Source organism: Streptomyces sp. NPDC058619, from assembly GCF_042717785.1.
Classification (GTDB): Bacteria; Actinomycetota; Actinomycetes; order Streptomycetales; family Streptomycetaceae; genus Streptomyces.
The window spans coordinates 1-15,325 of record NZ_JBHXQN010000090.1; the positions used below are offsets into that span (position 1 = coordinate 1).

Here is a 15,325-nt window from a genome sequence, read left to right on the forward strand (position 1 = left end):
CACCGAGCTCCACGACGCGTTCGTCTCCCTCGCCTGCAGCCTCATCTGCTGGCGACGCCTCAACAAGTCCGACTCATGATCGTGTTACGAGCTCTTAAGGACGCCGCCCACCTGGCTTTCCCGAAAACTGCGTGCCGAACGGCACACCGCTCTCTTGACGGCTACCCCCGACCCGCCGCCGCGGCAACCTGATCCCGGTCCGGCGGACTCCGTGAGCGCCAGCCGATGGCGAAGTCGGCCCGGCGTCTTCCCCCTACATGCAAGAGGATCTCGGCCGACTCACACGATCGTGACGCGCACCAAGTGCCGCGCGAACGAGCGGCTTAAGCCTCGTCAATCCCATCGAGCCGGCGGAACGTACCACTGGATCCCCAGTCAGCCAAACCGGGGAATTTCCGGATCATTGAAAATCCACCGCCACCCGTGCCCGACCCGTCGAGAGGCAACGCCACGAATCCAGTTCACCGCTCCACCGCACTCCGCATCCTGCCGCCCCGGCTCCGGGCGCTGGCCTATCCCGCCAGCGCGTAGCTCTGCCGGAAGTAGGCGACCGCGCGCTCCAGGTCCCGCTCGGCCTGAAGCGTCAGCTCCAGGTCGCCGGTGCCGTGGTGCCCGAGGCCCGTCACGTCGCGCGCGAAGCCGGGTACGAGGTCGACCGTCACCGGGTCGGCCTTCAGATACACCAACAGCTTGGCCTTCTTCGGCGGCACCAGGCAGGCGTAGTTCTGCATCCGTCGGTAGGCCGTGTAGGTCTGGTTCGAGACCTTGGTCAGATGCCCGCCCAGCCCGAGCAGGACCTCGTCCAGGGCCGAGGCCAGCTCCGCCATGGCCCCGGCCGATGTCGCGGTCCGCTGCGCCTTGGCTGTGCCCCTGCTTCGGCTGCCCGCCCCCGGCGCCGCAGCACGGCCCGCGAAGGAGGCGACCGTCTCAAGGCCGACGTGCGCATTGCCGAAATAGCGGTAGCGCACCAAGTCGATCGCGTGCCGGTGCTCGCGGACGGCGTGGATGTCGTAGCGGGTGAAGTCGCCGGCCACGCAGATCAGCCTCGGTGCGCTCCAGAGCACCTGGGCCGCGGCGTGGGCCCCGAGCCGGTCGCGCACCAGGTACCGGAAGGCGTCCCGGTGGTCAACCAGCCAGGCCATGTAGAAAAGTCCCTGGTTTATGACGCCTGCGTCGGTGCCGCGTTTGTACTCCACTTTACCGACCGCAGGAGCTCGGATACCGACTCTGAACTGCGACGATTCATAGAATACATGTCTGTGACGGCGAGTTGTGGTCGCTGGCGTAGCTCGTCTGGGTGGTCTCATGGGACGAGTCGTTGGGAACCTGCCTCAACTCATGACTCCAACGGAACCATGCACGGTCCACTTATCTACGTGGAGGAGGCCCAATGCGAGGCATACGGCGCCGGTCAGCCCCCGCGCGCCGTCTGTGCGCTCCTCTGTGCTCCCAGTGGCACGTAACGATCCCAATGACCCAGGCGTGCGGCCGGTGTTGGGCTGTCATCATCAGCGGCTATGACATCACTCGTGAAGCAATCCGCCTTCACGCCTGACACCTGCGACAGTGGCGTCGGCGGAATCGACTGGAGCTCTATAGCCTCCGCGGAATCGATGAGTGCCTTCTGCGGGATCATGGCGGGCTTTGTTTTCGCCGGCTTGGTCACCGTCATCGGTCAGAGAAATGCAGTCAATGGGGACGGGCACGCCTCGCGCGGCCTGAAACTTCTCCTCCCCTGTTTTATCGGCCTGGCGACGGCGTCGTACCTGTACGCGCTCACATCCGGGGAACTGGTGTGCATCCGCGCCGTCACGGAGCAGTTGTTCTCCGGCGCTATCCTCGCGGCCGACGCTGTCGTGGTGATCATCGCGCTTGCCTGGCTGCTGCCAGCCTATGACCGCAACAAGCACGGCGAAGTTGTTTTCTTCCGCGGACTGATCCAGTTCTCGGCGCAGTTCTCCTCTCTGATGCTCATCGTCTCCTCGGACGCCTTCAAGAACTCCGTTCTCCATCAAAGCGCTGCTGGATGGTCAACCGCAATGGTCTGGGGCAGCGGCGTCGCTCTCATGGCCGCTGTCTTCTTCTGCTGGTGGAAGCCCCTTCCCGCAGCACCCGTAGTACCCAGCTCACCGCCACCGGGGGTGACGACGACGGCCGAGTGGTCTGCACACTGGCGCGACGAAATCCTCCTCAATGGCCGGGTACGCGTGGCATCTAGGACCACCGTGGCAGTAGGCGGCTTCCTTGCAGTAGCGGCCGGTTGCGCAGTCGGAGTCTCGTACGATCACTGGACGGCGATGCCTCCGTGGCTGGTCTACACGCTCGCCGAGGTCGCGCTCGTGTTGCCCGGAGTCGTCATCGTGACCGCGGTCTGGGCCGTTCCACGAGACTGAACCAGCTCGCATGCCCTTAGGGGAGCGCCGGACGCGTTGAATTGGTTAGCGTGCCGCCCACCACGATTTCCCCGACCACCATGCGGTGGACCACGTCACCGAACTGACGACACGTGATCACTTCGCACCGGGTGACGGTTCCGGCGATGGCGTACTCGATCATCGTCAACACGCCCAAGCCCTCTTCACACATGTACCTGTCCAGGTTCAGCTCCCGCGGGCCGAGCCAGACTTCATCGTCAGCGTCGAACTTCCCCTTGAATGCCTGAGTGGACAGCACGACACCTTCGCCCAGGGCATCCTCCTTGACCTCTTCCATGGCCTCCTCCCACACCCTGAGAGCATCGGTGGACATGGCCTTGAGAACACGCTGAGCCTTGAGCCGCACCTCGGTGTCGATTACGTTTCCAGGGGCAGGGAACTGCATGGTCAACTTGTATTCCTTCACCGGATTCGGGGAACAATGAGGCGTCCTCATTGTTCCCCGAATCCGCGCTCAGCGGGACTGGATCACGTCGCTGATCCCGGGGCGGCGATACGGGCTTCGAGATCGGCGACGCGTCGGTCTTGGAAGCGGAGGTTGGAGCGGGCGGCCTTGAGCCGTTCGTCCAGGATGCGGTTGTCGGTGGTGAGTTGGCGGACCCGCTGCTTGAGCGTGGTGTTCTCGGTGGTGATCCGCTGGATGGCCTCCTCCGTCCGCTCGGCTTGCAAATCGCGTATCTGACCGAGGAGTTCACCGATGCGGGTGCGTTGGGTGAGGATCTCGGTGTGGGCGGCCTTGAGGGCGTCCTCGGCGTTCAGGGCGCGTTCGCGCCAGGTCGCCTCGCGTTCGTCGTCCTGTTCAGCGAGCGTGCGGGATGGGTGTTCGCCGGCCTGCGTCATCGCCGCGGCGACTGCGGCTCTGGCCTCGACGTTGTCGTAGAGGAAGGTGCGTGAGACGTCCGCTCGGCGGGCGATGGCAGCGACATTGACCTGGGCTTTCTCGCGTCGGAGCCGGGCGATGGCCTGGTGGACGCGCTCAAGGGCGGCTTCGGTCTTGCGTCGGCGGGCGGCCAGAGCCGCCGCGGTGCGGGGTTCGACAGTGACGGTGTTCATGCGGCTTCCTGTTCGGGGTCGTCGCCGTCGGCTGTGCACGTATCGCTGTACTCGTCCGGCTCGTCGCTGCCCGCGTCGGCGAGGTCGGTGGCGCGGAAGGCGGTGGACCAGACGCGGTGGAAGTAGTCCTGGGGTTTGCGCAGGTCCAGGGCGAGGGCGTCGTCGAGGAGACCGAGGCCGGCGAGGGCCTTTTCCAGGCCGTCGATGGCGCGGGCGGTGGGTTCGAAGTAGCGGTGGAGGTAGTCAGCGGTGGTGTCGTCGGGGGCGCCTTCGGCCAGCAGTCGCCACTGCTCGCGCTTGCGACGCCAGTAGAGCAGATCGGCGCCGGACAGGACGAACTTGTCGCAGTTGTGGCAATCGAGGTTCCAGGGGCAGACGCCGCCGTCGACGACGGGCTGGAAGGTGCAGAACCCGCCCTCGGCGGGGGTACTGCGGCGAGAGAGGTCGATGGCCAGGGCCTGGGCCTGCTCGCGGGTGAGCGGGGTGGTGTTGCTGGTGAGGACTTCGCCGGGGTGGGCGGTGCCGGGGCCGGCGACCCAGACGTGCTGGAGGACGTCGTCCAAATCGGACTGGGTGAGGTGGACGTAGTGCTCGGCCATGCGGTCGGAGACATGGCCGAGGTAACGGCGGATGTGCGTCAGGCTCGCGCCGTGCCGTAGCAGCCGGGTGGCCAGCGTGTGCCGGGCCTGGTGGGCGACGTAGTGACCGCCGAGGTCAAGCTCGGCGAGCCAGCTGCGGAAGCCGGTGTGGAACCAGGTGTAGGACAAAGCGCGGCGGCCGTCGGGGTTGAGGATGTCGGTGGGGAACAGGGCCAGGTGAGCGCGCTCGGCAGCAGTGGGCGGGCGGCCGGCGTGCCGGTCGGCGTAGTGGGTCAGGGTCTTTCGGCGGCGTTCTTCGAGCCGGTCCAGGAGCTGGTCGGGGATGCGGACGGCCGCGTTCAGGTTGCCGACCTTGGTCTGGTCGTGCCAGAGCAGGGGCAGCCCGCCGTAGCGGCCGATGCAGTCCAGGCGGAGCTGGATGACCTCACTGGCGCGCCGGCCGGTGACGATAATGGTCTCCCACATATCCCTAAGGCCGCGGTCGTGCGGGTCGTAGCCGTCTGCGAGCCGCTGCAGGTTGGCCTCGTCCGCAAGCGCGCGGGCGACTTCGTCGGGGAAGGGGTTACGGCTGCGGGGCGTGCCCGGGCCGCCGACCGGCATGGCGGCGATGAAGGCGCGGTCCAGGCCGATTCTCTCGGCGCTGCCGCGGTCCAGCGCGCCACGCAGCAGGGCCCGGCCGTAGTTGAACACCATCCGGCGCGAGTTCTCGGTGACCTTCGCCCTTTTGCCGTCCAGGCGGGCCTGTCCGCGGAACGCCAGGCCGAGGCGTTCGCGGTTGCGCAGGTCCGCGACGAAGCGGTGTGCGTGCTCGCCTCGCAGCACGGACGGGTCGTGGCCGCCACCCGGCGCCTCCGCCTCTAAAAACGCGGACAGTTCGGCGCCGGCGCGGCGCACGAAGTCCACCGGCTGGGCGCTGCGCGGGCAGGTGGGCGAGCGCAGCACGTCGGCGATGTGATCCCACAAGAGGTCGCGCAGCCACCGCTGGGAGATGCAGGTCAGGTCGACGTAGCTGGAGCGGTGGGGGAAGCGCACCCCGAAGTGCTCGGTCTCGATGTAGCCGGCGTCCCGGGTGTCGGAGGGGATGAAGTAGATCTTCCGCAGGGCCTGTTGCATCTCCTGGACCATGCGCTGGTGGTAGGCGCGGCGGAAGACGGACGCCTCCAGGCCGGCCAGGGAGTCCACGTCGCGGCGCTGGCACTCGTCCGCGAGTGACTGCACCCACGTCAGGTTCCACACGGCGACGGGCTGGAGGCCGTGGACATACATGCCCCACTGAAACTCCGCCCGCAGCAAGGGCCGCAGCCCGCGCAGGTTGACCGTGCCGGTGCGGTGCACCGGCAGTTGTGCGCGGCACCAGGCGCGGAAGGCGACCTGATCCTCGCAGGTCACTGGGACAGGGCGATCACGGTGCTCGTAGGTGGCGAAGAAGTTCTTCGGCGGCTTCGCCCCGCCTGGCCGTCCGGCCCGGATGTAACCGCGCTCGTGCGCGCCGCACAACCCCAGCGGCGAAGCGGCCAGTTCGTCGCACACGTCCGCGCGGCACTCTCCGTAGCCCGGCAGCGACGGCTGGTCGGCCAGCCACCGCTCGAACTCCTCGTCCCCACCGGGGTGCCGCTTCAGGTGGCTCAGCCACCGGTTGCGGTGCCGGAAACACAGAACGAGTTGCAGGCTGAACGCTGGCCGTTGCGGGCAGATCCGGCACATCATCGCCTCCGGCATTTCCGTGACCGGCAGCGGCTCCGCGGTCCGCAGGAACTGAGCCCGGCTCATGCCGAGCGCCTCCGTCTCCTGCCACTGCCCGGCGTGCACCGAGCACATCGCGTAGCGCCGCCAGCGGGGCCGCGCGCAGTCGACAACCGTGCAGCTCCACGGATAGACCGGGTGCGTCGGCGGGATCTTCAGCACCCCGCCGCGCAGCACCGGGTCGAACTCGGGCCCGTTGATCAGCGCGGTGAGCACCTCCAGCCGGTCCCGTCGCGTGCGGGCATCCTGCTGCGGCAGCAGCGACGGCGCCGTCACTTCGTCTCACCCCAGACCGTGCGCAGGGCGGTATCGAAGACCGGGTCGTGGACATCGACGTGGCCGTAGACCTCATCCACCATCGCGGCCGACGCCCAGCCGCCAGCGTCCCGGGCGATCAGCGCGTTGCCGTCGGCGGCGTCGAGAACCGCGGAAGTAAACGAGTGCCGGAAGGCATGGGGTTTCACGATCCCCAGTCCGGCCCGCTTCCCAGCCCGTCCGAGCATCCGCCGGGCCCCGACCGGCGCCCACGGCTGTCCGGTATCGGCGCCGTGCAGCTGGACCAGGAGCATGCCGTGCCCGGCGCCGCGCGGGTACTCGGTGGTGACGTACTCGAAGTAGGTGTGCACCATCGCCGGGCTGACCCGTTTGATCAGCCCGCCGGTCACGATGCCGTGCTCGACCCGCCAGGGGTGCTTGCTCTTGGCCTCGGCCCGGTTCGGATTGCCCGGCCGGTGGCAGACGTGCAGGTGAGGGGCGCGGCACTCGCCGCAGGCCGCCTTCTCCCGCAGGTGCAGGTCAACCAGGTGCAGCCCGCAGAGCTCACCGATCCTCAAGCCCCCGTCGGCGAGCCAGGTGACCACCATCCGGTCCCGGGCGGCGTTCACCGTCTTCAGCAGCCTCTCCCGGGCGCCGTCCGGAAGCATCTTCGGATGCCGGCGGTGTGGCCCCTTCGGCGCCAGCGGGTTGGTGGGCAGCGACGATTTCACATGCCCGAGGAACGAACGGCGCCGGTCCACCCGCGACGGCAACCGCGACTTATCGAGCTTCTTGCCGAGATCCCCGTTCACGCCGAGGGCGGACTGATGCAGGTAGAAGCCCTTCAGACAAGCCGCCGCGGTCGACAGGGCGGAGTGACCGTATGGGCGCTTGCCGACCCGCCACGGCTCGCCGAGCAGCATGCGGACCTCTGCACCTACCAGGCCCATGTACCGTTCCAGGTCCTGCAGTTGGACCGCGGCGAAGGCCAGACACTCCCGCTCCAGCCACCGCAGATGGTCCACCAGCAGATACGCGTACGTCCTCTGCGTTCCCGAACCATCATGCAGACGCAGGAACCGATCCGCCTCCGCATGGACTGTCCCCTCGGGCCACACGATCGTCCACGACCGCCGCCCGTCCTTCCGCTCGATCTGCTGGACCCTCAGGTCCCCGACCACCACGTGCCGTGCCACTCGTCCTCCGTACCGACTCCAGAAAACATGACAGACGCCCCGGACACGGTCGGTAAACAAGCCTGGGACGTGCTGGTCACAGTCCCAGACGGACATCACGGGCAGGACTACCTGCGGTCGGTAAACTCGACGATGACCGGTGCGCCGTTCTCGTCGATGCCCAGTGAGTCGATCCGGCCGCCGTGAACCGGTCCGGTGCTGTACTCGCTAGCCAGGAACCGGACGCCGAGCATCGTCTCCATGTGCGCCTCGACGAGGTCCTGCACATCCGCCTCGGCCTCGGCCAGACGCGGCGCGACCTCGGTCACGCCGCTTTTCGTGTTGAACAGCTTCAGGCCCGACACCTCCCCCTTCTCGACTCTGCCCCACTGCAACAGCGGACGGGTCAAGATTGTTTCCGGGAGGGTCTTCGGCCTCGTGGGGGCCGTGTGGGAGGCTACGTCCGGCGGCTGGGGCGGTTCCCGTCCCAGATCCCACATGCGTCCCACGCTTCCCCTGATTAGGCGTCAGGGAGTCGCGTTTTCGCAGGTCAGCCCCCGCAGCTCAGCGGATAGAGCAGGCGCCTTCTAAGCACCTGCTCCATTAGCGTGGCTCAACCCGCGACTCCGAGTTGGACGGCAGCCGGGTGCGGCCTTCTCCTGACGCCACCAGGGCGAGACACGCGGCCGCGACGGAGAGTGCGGCGAGGACGACCGGCAGCGGGTTGGGCCCGGGATGAGGGCCAGCGCTGTCGTGGTCGCGCCGCCGAGAGTGATGAGGGTGACCGTGCGGTTCGTAACGGACGTCTGGGCGGCGGGCCCGTGTACAGGGTCCGGCCGAAGGTCTGGCCCGCGCCACCGAGTCCCAGGGCCCAAGCCGCCCTTGACGGGCTGGCACCGCGCTCGGTGAGGAGCGGGATCAGGGCCATGACGACGGTGTTCATGGCGAATCTGGAGAGGGTGAAGACCGCGGCCAGGAGATAGAAGAGGCGACTACGGGGGCCCGTGCTGCGGCCGGTGGTGGCTAGCGGCGGCGCGGCCGGCCATGGGGCACGCAGGGCCAGAGCCTGGGCCGGGATGATGATGGCGAGGATCACGGCCCAGGAGGGTGTAGGTCTGCCGCCAGCTGAGGTGCTCAGTCAGAGTGGCGGTGAATGGGGCGAAGAGGGTGAAGGCAAATCCACCAGCGAGGGTCCCATGGTCAGGGCGCAGATGCGGTCGGGTCCCACCAGCGGGTGAGCTTGACTCGGGCGTTTCCCCCAAGGCCAGGTAGTTAGCGTTTTCGCAGGTCACGCAAGGGAGTTGGTCGGCTCTTGCGTAGTGGCTGTGTAGATGCCGGGGCCGTACTTTCGGAGGTGGCCGTCCTCGGTCCAGCGGGAGAGTTGTCTGTACATGGTGCCGAGGGTGATGTCGCCGAGGTGCTGTGCGAGCTCGCGGGCGGGCCAGCGGCGTTCGGGGTCGGCCCGGAGGAGTTCCAGGACCCGTTCCCGGCGGCTGTGTGGTGACCGGTGAGTGTGCCGGTCGTCTCGTGAGACGTCGGGGAGGGGGCGCTCTTCGGCTGCGGGTTCGAGGACGGTGATATCGAGGTCGGTGACGGTGCGGCTGGTGTCGGGCCTGCCGTCGTCTCGTCGCCCGCTGTATCGAGAGATCGGTGATTTGACCTTGCGGGTGCTGACCCGCTGCCGCCGGGGTGGGAGCAGAGCGGCCAGAACCCGGCGTCCGATGAGGCCGGTCGGCTCGGCGGTCGTGGTGACGATATCGGCGGCCTGGACGACCTGGTCGCGGGCGGTCTGGAGGACGATGGTGAACCCGCAGCGGTCCGGATCGGTGCCCGGGACGGATTCGGCAGCGTCGACCATGACCGTCCGGAGCGCTTGGTAGAGCGTCAGCAGGGACCACATCTCCTGTTCGATGCCGACCGGGTCGCCCGAGCGCAACAGGCGCCCGCCCGTGATCGTGTGACGGAGCGCGTAGTACGCCGATTCGTGTTCCCACCGCTGGTGGTAGAGACCCGTCAGCGCGGCAGCCGGGTAGCGGCGGGCGTCGGTCAAGGTCGTGACCAGCCGGTAGAACCCGGTAAAGACGGTGCCGTCCGCGCAGGTCACCGAGATCTTCGCGTCGATGACCCGCACCCGCACCTTGCCGATCACCGACAGGTACGAGCCGTCGACAAGACGGGACAGGACCGGGGTGCGCCGGTTGCTGCGGAGCCGGCCCAGGACCCGGGCATGGGTGGCGCTCACCGCGGCGAGGAAGTCGTTGCCGTCGAACCCCTTGTCCCACAGTACGAGCATGTCCGGCCGCAGCAGGTGCAGCAGACGGCCCGCATAGCTCGTCTCGCCCTCGGCGGTAGGGCCGAACACCGCGCCGAGCAAGGCCCTGGTCCCGGTCTCGACCAGCGTCATCAACTCCAGCGTCGGATAGCCATGGTGGGCCGTCCTCCCCAGCCAGGAACGGTTCCGCGAGGTGTCGGGGACCTTCTGCGAACTGCAGCCGTCGAACGACACCGTCCGGTAAGGACCGAACCGCACCCCCGGCGTCCTTGGCTGGGCCAGCGGCCCGGCCAGCACCTCGAACAACGCCCGCACCGGCGCACTACCGAGTCTCCGGCGCAGGTCACTCAACGCCTTCGCGGTCGGACAGACGACCGGCATCCCGGACAGGCCGGCGGTCAACTTGTCCCAGACCAGCCGGTAGCCGACCTCGGGGAACAAGCACATCGCGAGCAGGAAGTAGACCCCGACCCGCGAGGGAAGATCACGCAGCCTCCGCTGCACGGTCCGCGTCTCCGACAAGACAGCATCGACGAGCTCGAACGGCACGATTGCCGTCAACTCCCCCAGATGGCCGGGCGCGAACCGGCCCCCGGCCACAGTGACCGTACGGGTGATGGTCGTCAGCAGACGGCAGGACACAATGAAGGGGCAACGGAGCTCCTTGCGGGACAAGCTGTCTTGGACGACTGCCTGTACCAACGAGCTCCGTTGCTCTGCATCGAAAGTCCGTCAACACCCCTTGCGTGACCTGCGAAAACGCTAACTACCCGGCCTTGGGGTAAACCCCACCCTGGCGATATCCCCTCCGTGTCGCACCTCACCCGGCCCGGCTGCGCTACGCTCCCGGCCTTCCCCGACGGCCCGGTCTTCATGGAGAGCATGCGACAGTGGCCGAGCGCTTCGGCGTCGAGATGATCGATTACGACATCGTCTCTGTCGACCTGACCGGCACCATCAAGACCGTCACCGACTCCGAGGGCACCGTCCGTCGGGCGAAGGCCGTGATCATCGCGCGACCGTTACCGGCTACCGCAAGCCGGGCCTGCCCAGGGAGGAGGATCTCTCCGGCCGCGACGTCTCCTGGCACTCGACCTGCGACTTCCCGTCGTGGCAGAGCCGCTCGGTGTAGCGGGCGGCGAGGGTCTGACGCAGGCGTTCGTGGCGGAACCGGTAGAAGGCACCTGACTGGACGAGGAGTTCACGGCTGTGGGCGTCCGCCAGGAACTCCCACAGCCGCCAGGGCAGGCGGCCTCTGAGCGGGAGCCACAGGCGGCCGAGGATCACCCATCGTCCCCAGGCGTGCGCCGCGACACCGAAGGCGAGCCCTATGACCGGACCGGTGACGAGCATGGCTTTCAGCCCGCCCAGCACCCCGGCCGTGACCATATACCCGCACCCCACGGTGCAGGTCTGCAGGAGCGCGTAGGAGCGGTTGTCCACCAGGAGTTGCCGCGGCGCAACGACGGTGTCGATGGCGGGATGGGCCTTCATCCCGGAGCCGACGCCGACCATCGCACCGATGGTCAGCCCGAGCGTGAGCCAGTGAACCCACGGGCCGAATGGCCAGTCCATCAGCGTGCCGATGAGGGCGATGGCTCCTCCGCCCGCGGCTCCCCCACCGAAGCCCGTGCCGATCGCAATGCGGCGGTCTCGCCCGCCCTCTCCCCGACCCCAGCTGGACAGGGCGCTACCAAAGGCGTTGCCGACCGCAGCGACCGGCGCCAAGGCCCACCAGCCGAACTGCTGCACGGCCAGCCAGCCGGCACCGCCGACGGCCAGTCCACCGGCGAGGGCACTGCCCACTTCCCACAGTGCCTGACGCCCACGACCGGCGAGCCGCGGTACCACCCGGACCGGCCGGGGCGCTCTGGAGCTTCCCGCGAGTCCGGCCATCAACGCGAGCCCCGCCGCAGCCGCGACCGCCGGAACGGGTTCCATCAGCAGCAGGCCCGCGACGGAGCCGACGAGAAGGGACAGCAGGACGAAGACCAGGACGCGCTGGCGACGGGGGACCAAGTCCGCGGTCTGCCACCAGCCGAAGTCCTGTCCGCTGTGAGCCAGGAAGCCAAGCCAGTGAACGGCAAGTTCGGCCCGATGCTGCCGCAGTGCCTTGCGCGGTCCGGTGGTCCCGCCCGGTCCAGGGGCGCCGGTGCGGTAAACGTCGTCGACGTACTGGTCCAGGAGGTGCTGCTCGAGCACCGCTGCCGATCCGAACCGGCGCACGTCCAGGAGCACGTGGGGGTCTCGGTCGCCGCTGTACACAGTCCGGGCCAACCCGGTGATGAGCGGGGTGGCCAGCGCCACGCGGAGCGCCGCGCAATCGGGCGCGTCCGGCGCCTGACGGACCCGCTCCAGTACCGCGCTCCACCGGTGTCCGGCCAAACCCGGTGTACGGGGCAGATAGCCGGCGAGGTCGTCGGTGGTGAGGTCCTCCAGCGTGATCACTGCGGCACCGGAGACGGGGCCCGCGGTCCGAACCGCCGTCATGTAGGGCTCCGGCAGGCTTGTCAGCACGAAAGGCAGCCGCCCGCGGCCGTGGATCTGCCGCAGCAGTTCGGTGTGCGCTACGGCCCCGATCTCGTCGAAGCCGTCCAGGACGGGCAGGATCAGTTCAGCATCCACCAGGGCCCCGGCGAGCGTGCCCACACCGTCGGGGGCGGGGGCGTCGAGGCCGCGGTAGTGCTCCGCGAGGGCCCCAGCCAGCCAGTCGCGCAGGTCGCCGACAGCGTTCCACCTCTTCAGGTCGAACACGACCGGCACCCGCTCGCCGTCGGTTCTGCGGGACAACCGGTCCTGGACGAACCTCCCGGCCAGCACCGACTTGCCGGAGCCACGCTGCCCCAAGACCACCAGCCGCGCAGAGGGCACCTGCTCGAAGGTATCGGCGATGCGGTCGTACCGCCCTGCCAGGTCGAGCGGTCCGGCTTCCGTTTCGGCTCCGGCCGGGAGGCGGTGGATGTTACTCCAGTGGTCCTGCAGCTCCTCCCAGACATGCCATCGCACCTGGAGGGCGAACGGGTCTTCCGTGCGGCGTGCTTCTCGGTCCGTCTCGCGTTCTCGGTGCACCGCACGGGCCAGTTGGGCGGCTGCTCGTAATAGCGCCGGGGCGGGCGCCCGCGCGCTCCCGGCCGCGCCGGCGGGCCGGTCCAAATCCCTGAACGTGGTTTCGGATGCGGAGTTGGGAACAGAGGCGGGCGCGGTAGCGGTCGTGGTGAACCTGCCGGGGAGTCCACCGCACCGTTCGTAAACCGCCGCCCATTCGAGGACGAGCTCCTCCCTCGGGGCCCCGAGCTGTTTCGCCACGATCAGCACGAGCAACTCGATCAACGGCCAGCTGTAACGCTCGGGGCTCTTGAGCAGGTTCACCCATGTGTTCTTGGACGGCGAGAGCTCCTGCCCCGGGACGGGCCACGTCTCGTCGTTGAGGATCTCCTGCCCCCGGCGGTGGAGGTTCTCGTACGAGGTACCGGGCGCGCTCCTGCGGAAGCCATTAAGGGCCTCCTGGAAGCCTTGCCAGTCCCCCGGTTCCAACCCTGTCAGCAGATCCCGCCAGGCCTCTCCCATGTGCTGTGCAACCTCCTGCGTGGTGCTGGGCGACCAGGATCCCGAACAGAACGGCGTGGTGCAGCCGATTGTCCGCAATTGATCGACTCTCGCGCGGTCGTGCCCTTCGCTACCTGCGCATACGCCCCTGGGGACACGTACCAAAACCATTCTGGTACGCCGCTGGTATGGCACCCGACGGGCACGTGCCGGTCTCCTGGGCCCAGGCCACCTGGTCAGGACCGCGCCTCCGATCACCCGTCAGCGCGGCCCACCCCACTACCGATAGACGAATCGAGTCACGATGCCCCGTCCCCGACCCCACGCACCCACGTCGCACCCTCACACGACGGCCCAGGAGACTCCCCCGGCACGCCCAGGGGGATGGCCTCAGCGGACCACGAAGGTCATGGCGGTCGCTATCGCGATGCTGTCCGGTGTCGCCGCCGCTCTGGCCGCCACGCTCTTGGCGCTCCATTTCGGGGCGACTCCCCTGCAGTCCCTGTGCTCGGCCGGGGCCTCTTTCGTCGCGGCCACGACCCTGGTGACCGCTCTCCTGGAGAAGCTCGGCGTGCTGTGAGGTCCTGTGGGGACGGCCGACTCGGGGCTTACACGCCGCAGGCCTCGGGGCGCAGAATTCAGGGGCCCACCCGTATGCCGTCTATGAGGGCACTGGATCGCTGACGATCGAGACGACGTCGACCCTGTACGCTCCGATCTGCTTGACGAACGTCCCCGTGGTCGACGCGACCACGGGGATCGGCGGCGCAGGGGCCGCGAGCCGGGCACCGACTGCTCGGGCGGCGTGGGCAGATCTGCCCCAGCCAAGCGCCAGAGCCATCGCAAATCCGATGATCGCGCTCGAATTGCGAGCCGAGACCGCCTGCCTACCTTCCTTCCTGCCGAAGGGAACCCGAAACGGTAATCAGTTGAAGTATCTCCCGGGGTCTCCTGCCCTCCACTCGACAACGGCACACCGGATGCCGGGGCGCCCACGCAAGCTCCAGCCCCTCAGGTACGGGTTCACTCCGGGGCTCGGGACTGCGGGCCGCCAGCATTCCCGGCAGCTCCCGATCCCCACAGGCAGCTACGGAACGTGATCGCCGCGCCGGGGTCAGCCATCGCGCCCACAGTGCAAGCCGGAACCGTCCAACCACATGGAGAGCCGCCTCTTGGTGCGGGCGGAACACCAAGCCCCAGAGGGGGCTTTACACTCATGACGGCCCGTCAGTAAATGTGTCCGGCGAGCGTCAAATGAGCGTCACGAGCGTCATTTCAGCGTCAAGATATCGCCCGTAACGCCCACAACGCACATAATGCGCACCGACAAACCTGCAGGTCAGACGCCCTTAGCCGCCGGTTCAAGGATCGCCACGCACTCCACGTGGTGGGTCATCGGGAACAGGTAGAGGGCGGCTTCTGCAACGCATCCGGGTCCTGCTGAGTCCGCAGCGACAGCGTCGGCAGGGTTGGAAAGGGCGCTGCTCTCGCATCGACTGAGGCAGTGATCCAGTAGGTGTCGAGATCGTCGCGCAGCTCCTGGTTGGTACCCCTGCTCGCCGCTGCCCTCAGCAATCCGCGAGGCCCCAACACCGCGGGGACCGACAGTCCGGGTTCTGCCCGTTCGCGGCGTCGAGCAGAAAGCCCGTGACAAGATCCGGCACGATGCACGCAGCCCTGGTCATCGTCTGACTCACCCACGGCACGAGCAACGCCGCGTACGGATCTGCCCCATCCTCTTCTGCTACCAGAGAGGCGTAGCCGGTGACAACGACGCTCCAGTCGAGGCGCGTCTCGGGACCTATATCATCGACCTCGTAGGCGACAACGACCGCGGGGCATCAGGTGTCGCCACGAGCTAGGCAAGCGCTCCGCCGCCCTGGAGCCGGACGACGATGTCTTCCTCGTCCACGATGTGGCTGACCGGCCGCACGGACTGACACACGCGCGCCAGCGAGCCTTCTCGTCAGAGGCTAACCAGCTGTGTTGACAGCACGACCATCGGCGGGCGAGGGACCACAGTGACGGACTTCCACCTGCTGCCGGCCGTTGCTATTGACCTGACACGTCGCTTGAGCCCGGCGAGTTGATCGAGCCCGGCGAGTCACCGATGGTCGGCGGCCTATGACTATGAACCCTTGAGCTTAATCCTCTAGTAGTACTTCGTTAAGTCAAGGCGGCTGCTCGGGTTCGACGTGTGGGTTTCTTTGCGGGAATCGGGCGTTGGCAGGTGCGGCAGATGCCGGT

The 15,325-nt window shown here is 67.9% G+C and carries 8 protein-coding genes and 3 pseudogenes; 3 read left to right on the top strand and 8 right to left on the bottom strand.

Annotated elements, in window-relative coordinates; translation table 11 throughout:
• Positions 1-512: 512 nt before the first annotated feature.
• Positions 513-1,214 (bottom strand): annotated as a pseudogene (locus ACFWTC_RS36755) (DUF5655 domain-containing protein); the annotation flags it as partial.
• 315 nt (positions 1,215-1,529) lie between these two features.
• Here ACFWTC_RS36755 and ACFWTC_RS36760 point away from each other — a divergent pair.
• Positions 1,530-2,393, top strand: coding sequence for a hypothetical protein (locus tag ACFWTC_RS36760; protein ID WP_384030303.1), 864 nt, complete (start codon positions 1,530-1,532; stop codon positions 2,391-2,393).
• A 16-nt stretch (positions 2,394-2,409) separates the two neighbouring features.
• Here ACFWTC_RS36760 and ACFWTC_RS36765 read toward each other — a convergent pair whose 3' ends face one another.
• The 6 genes and pseudogenes from ACFWTC_RS36765 to ACFWTC_RS36790 form a co-directional block, all read right to left on the bottom strand.
• On the bottom strand, positions 2,410-2,826 hold the full coding sequence (locus ACFWTC_RS36765; protein ID WP_384030302.1) for a hypothetical protein: 417 nt from the start codon (positions 2,824-2,826) through the stop codon (positions 2,410-2,412).
• Between the two features lie 77 nt (positions 2,827-2,903).
• Positions 2,904-3,488, bottom strand: coding sequence for a DUF6262 family protein (locus ACFWTC_RS36770; RefSeq protein WP_384030300.1), 585 nt, complete (start codon positions 3,486-3,488; stop codon positions 2,904-2,906).
• Entirely contained in the window at positions 3,485-6,106 is a 2,622-nt protein-coding gene (locus tag ACFWTC_RS36775; RefSeq protein ID WP_384030298.1) for a tyrosine-type recombinase/integrase, read from the bottom strand. The genes ACFWTC_RS36770 and ACFWTC_RS36775 overlap by 4 nt, the downstream gene beginning before the upstream one ends.
• Positions 6,103-7,269 carry a tyrosine-type recombinase/integrase gene (locus tag ACFWTC_RS36780; RefSeq protein WP_384030296.1) on the bottom strand — a complete coding sequence of 389 codons (1,167 nt, stop codon included), beginning with the start codon at positions 7,267-7,269 and terminating at the stop codon, positions 6,103-6,105. The genes ACFWTC_RS36775 and ACFWTC_RS36780 overlap by 4 nt, the downstream gene beginning before the upstream one ends.
• Positions 7,270-7,403: 134 nt before the next feature.
• A pseudogene (locus tag ACFWTC_RS36785) lies at positions 7,404-7,625 on the bottom strand (transporter); the annotation flags it as partial.
• A gap of 923 nt (positions 7,626-8,548) precedes the next feature.
• The gene (locus tag ACFWTC_RS36790; RefSeq protein WP_384030294.1) at positions 8,549-10,174 is read right to left on the bottom strand and encodes an IS4 family transposase; all 1,626 of its coding nucleotides are present in this window, start codon (positions 10,172-10,174) and stop codon (positions 8,549-8,551) included.
• A gap of 204 nt (positions 10,175-10,378) precedes the next feature.
• Here ACFWTC_RS36790 and ACFWTC_RS36795 point away from each other — a divergent pair.
• A pseudogene (locus tag ACFWTC_RS36795) lies at positions 10,379-10,634 on the top strand (NAD(P)/FAD-dependent oxidoreductase); the annotation flags it as partial.
• Here ACFWTC_RS36795 and ACFWTC_RS36800 read toward each other — a convergent pair.
• Entirely contained in the window at positions 10,562-13,249 is a 2,688-nt protein-coding gene (locus ACFWTC_RS36800) for an NACHT domain-containing protein (protein ID WP_384075047.1), read from the bottom strand. The pseudogene ACFWTC_RS36795 and the gene ACFWTC_RS36800 overlap by 73 nt on opposite strands.
• 238 nt (positions 13,250-13,487) lie before the next feature.
• On the opposite strand from ACFWTC_RS36800, the gene ACFWTC_RS36805 reads away from it, so the two are divergent.
• A complete protein-coding gene (locus tag ACFWTC_RS36805; protein WP_384030290.1) occupies positions 13,488-13,658 on the top strand; it encodes a hypothetical protein in 171 nt (56 codons plus the stop codon).
• Positions 13,659-15,325 lie beyond the last annotated feature (1,667 nt).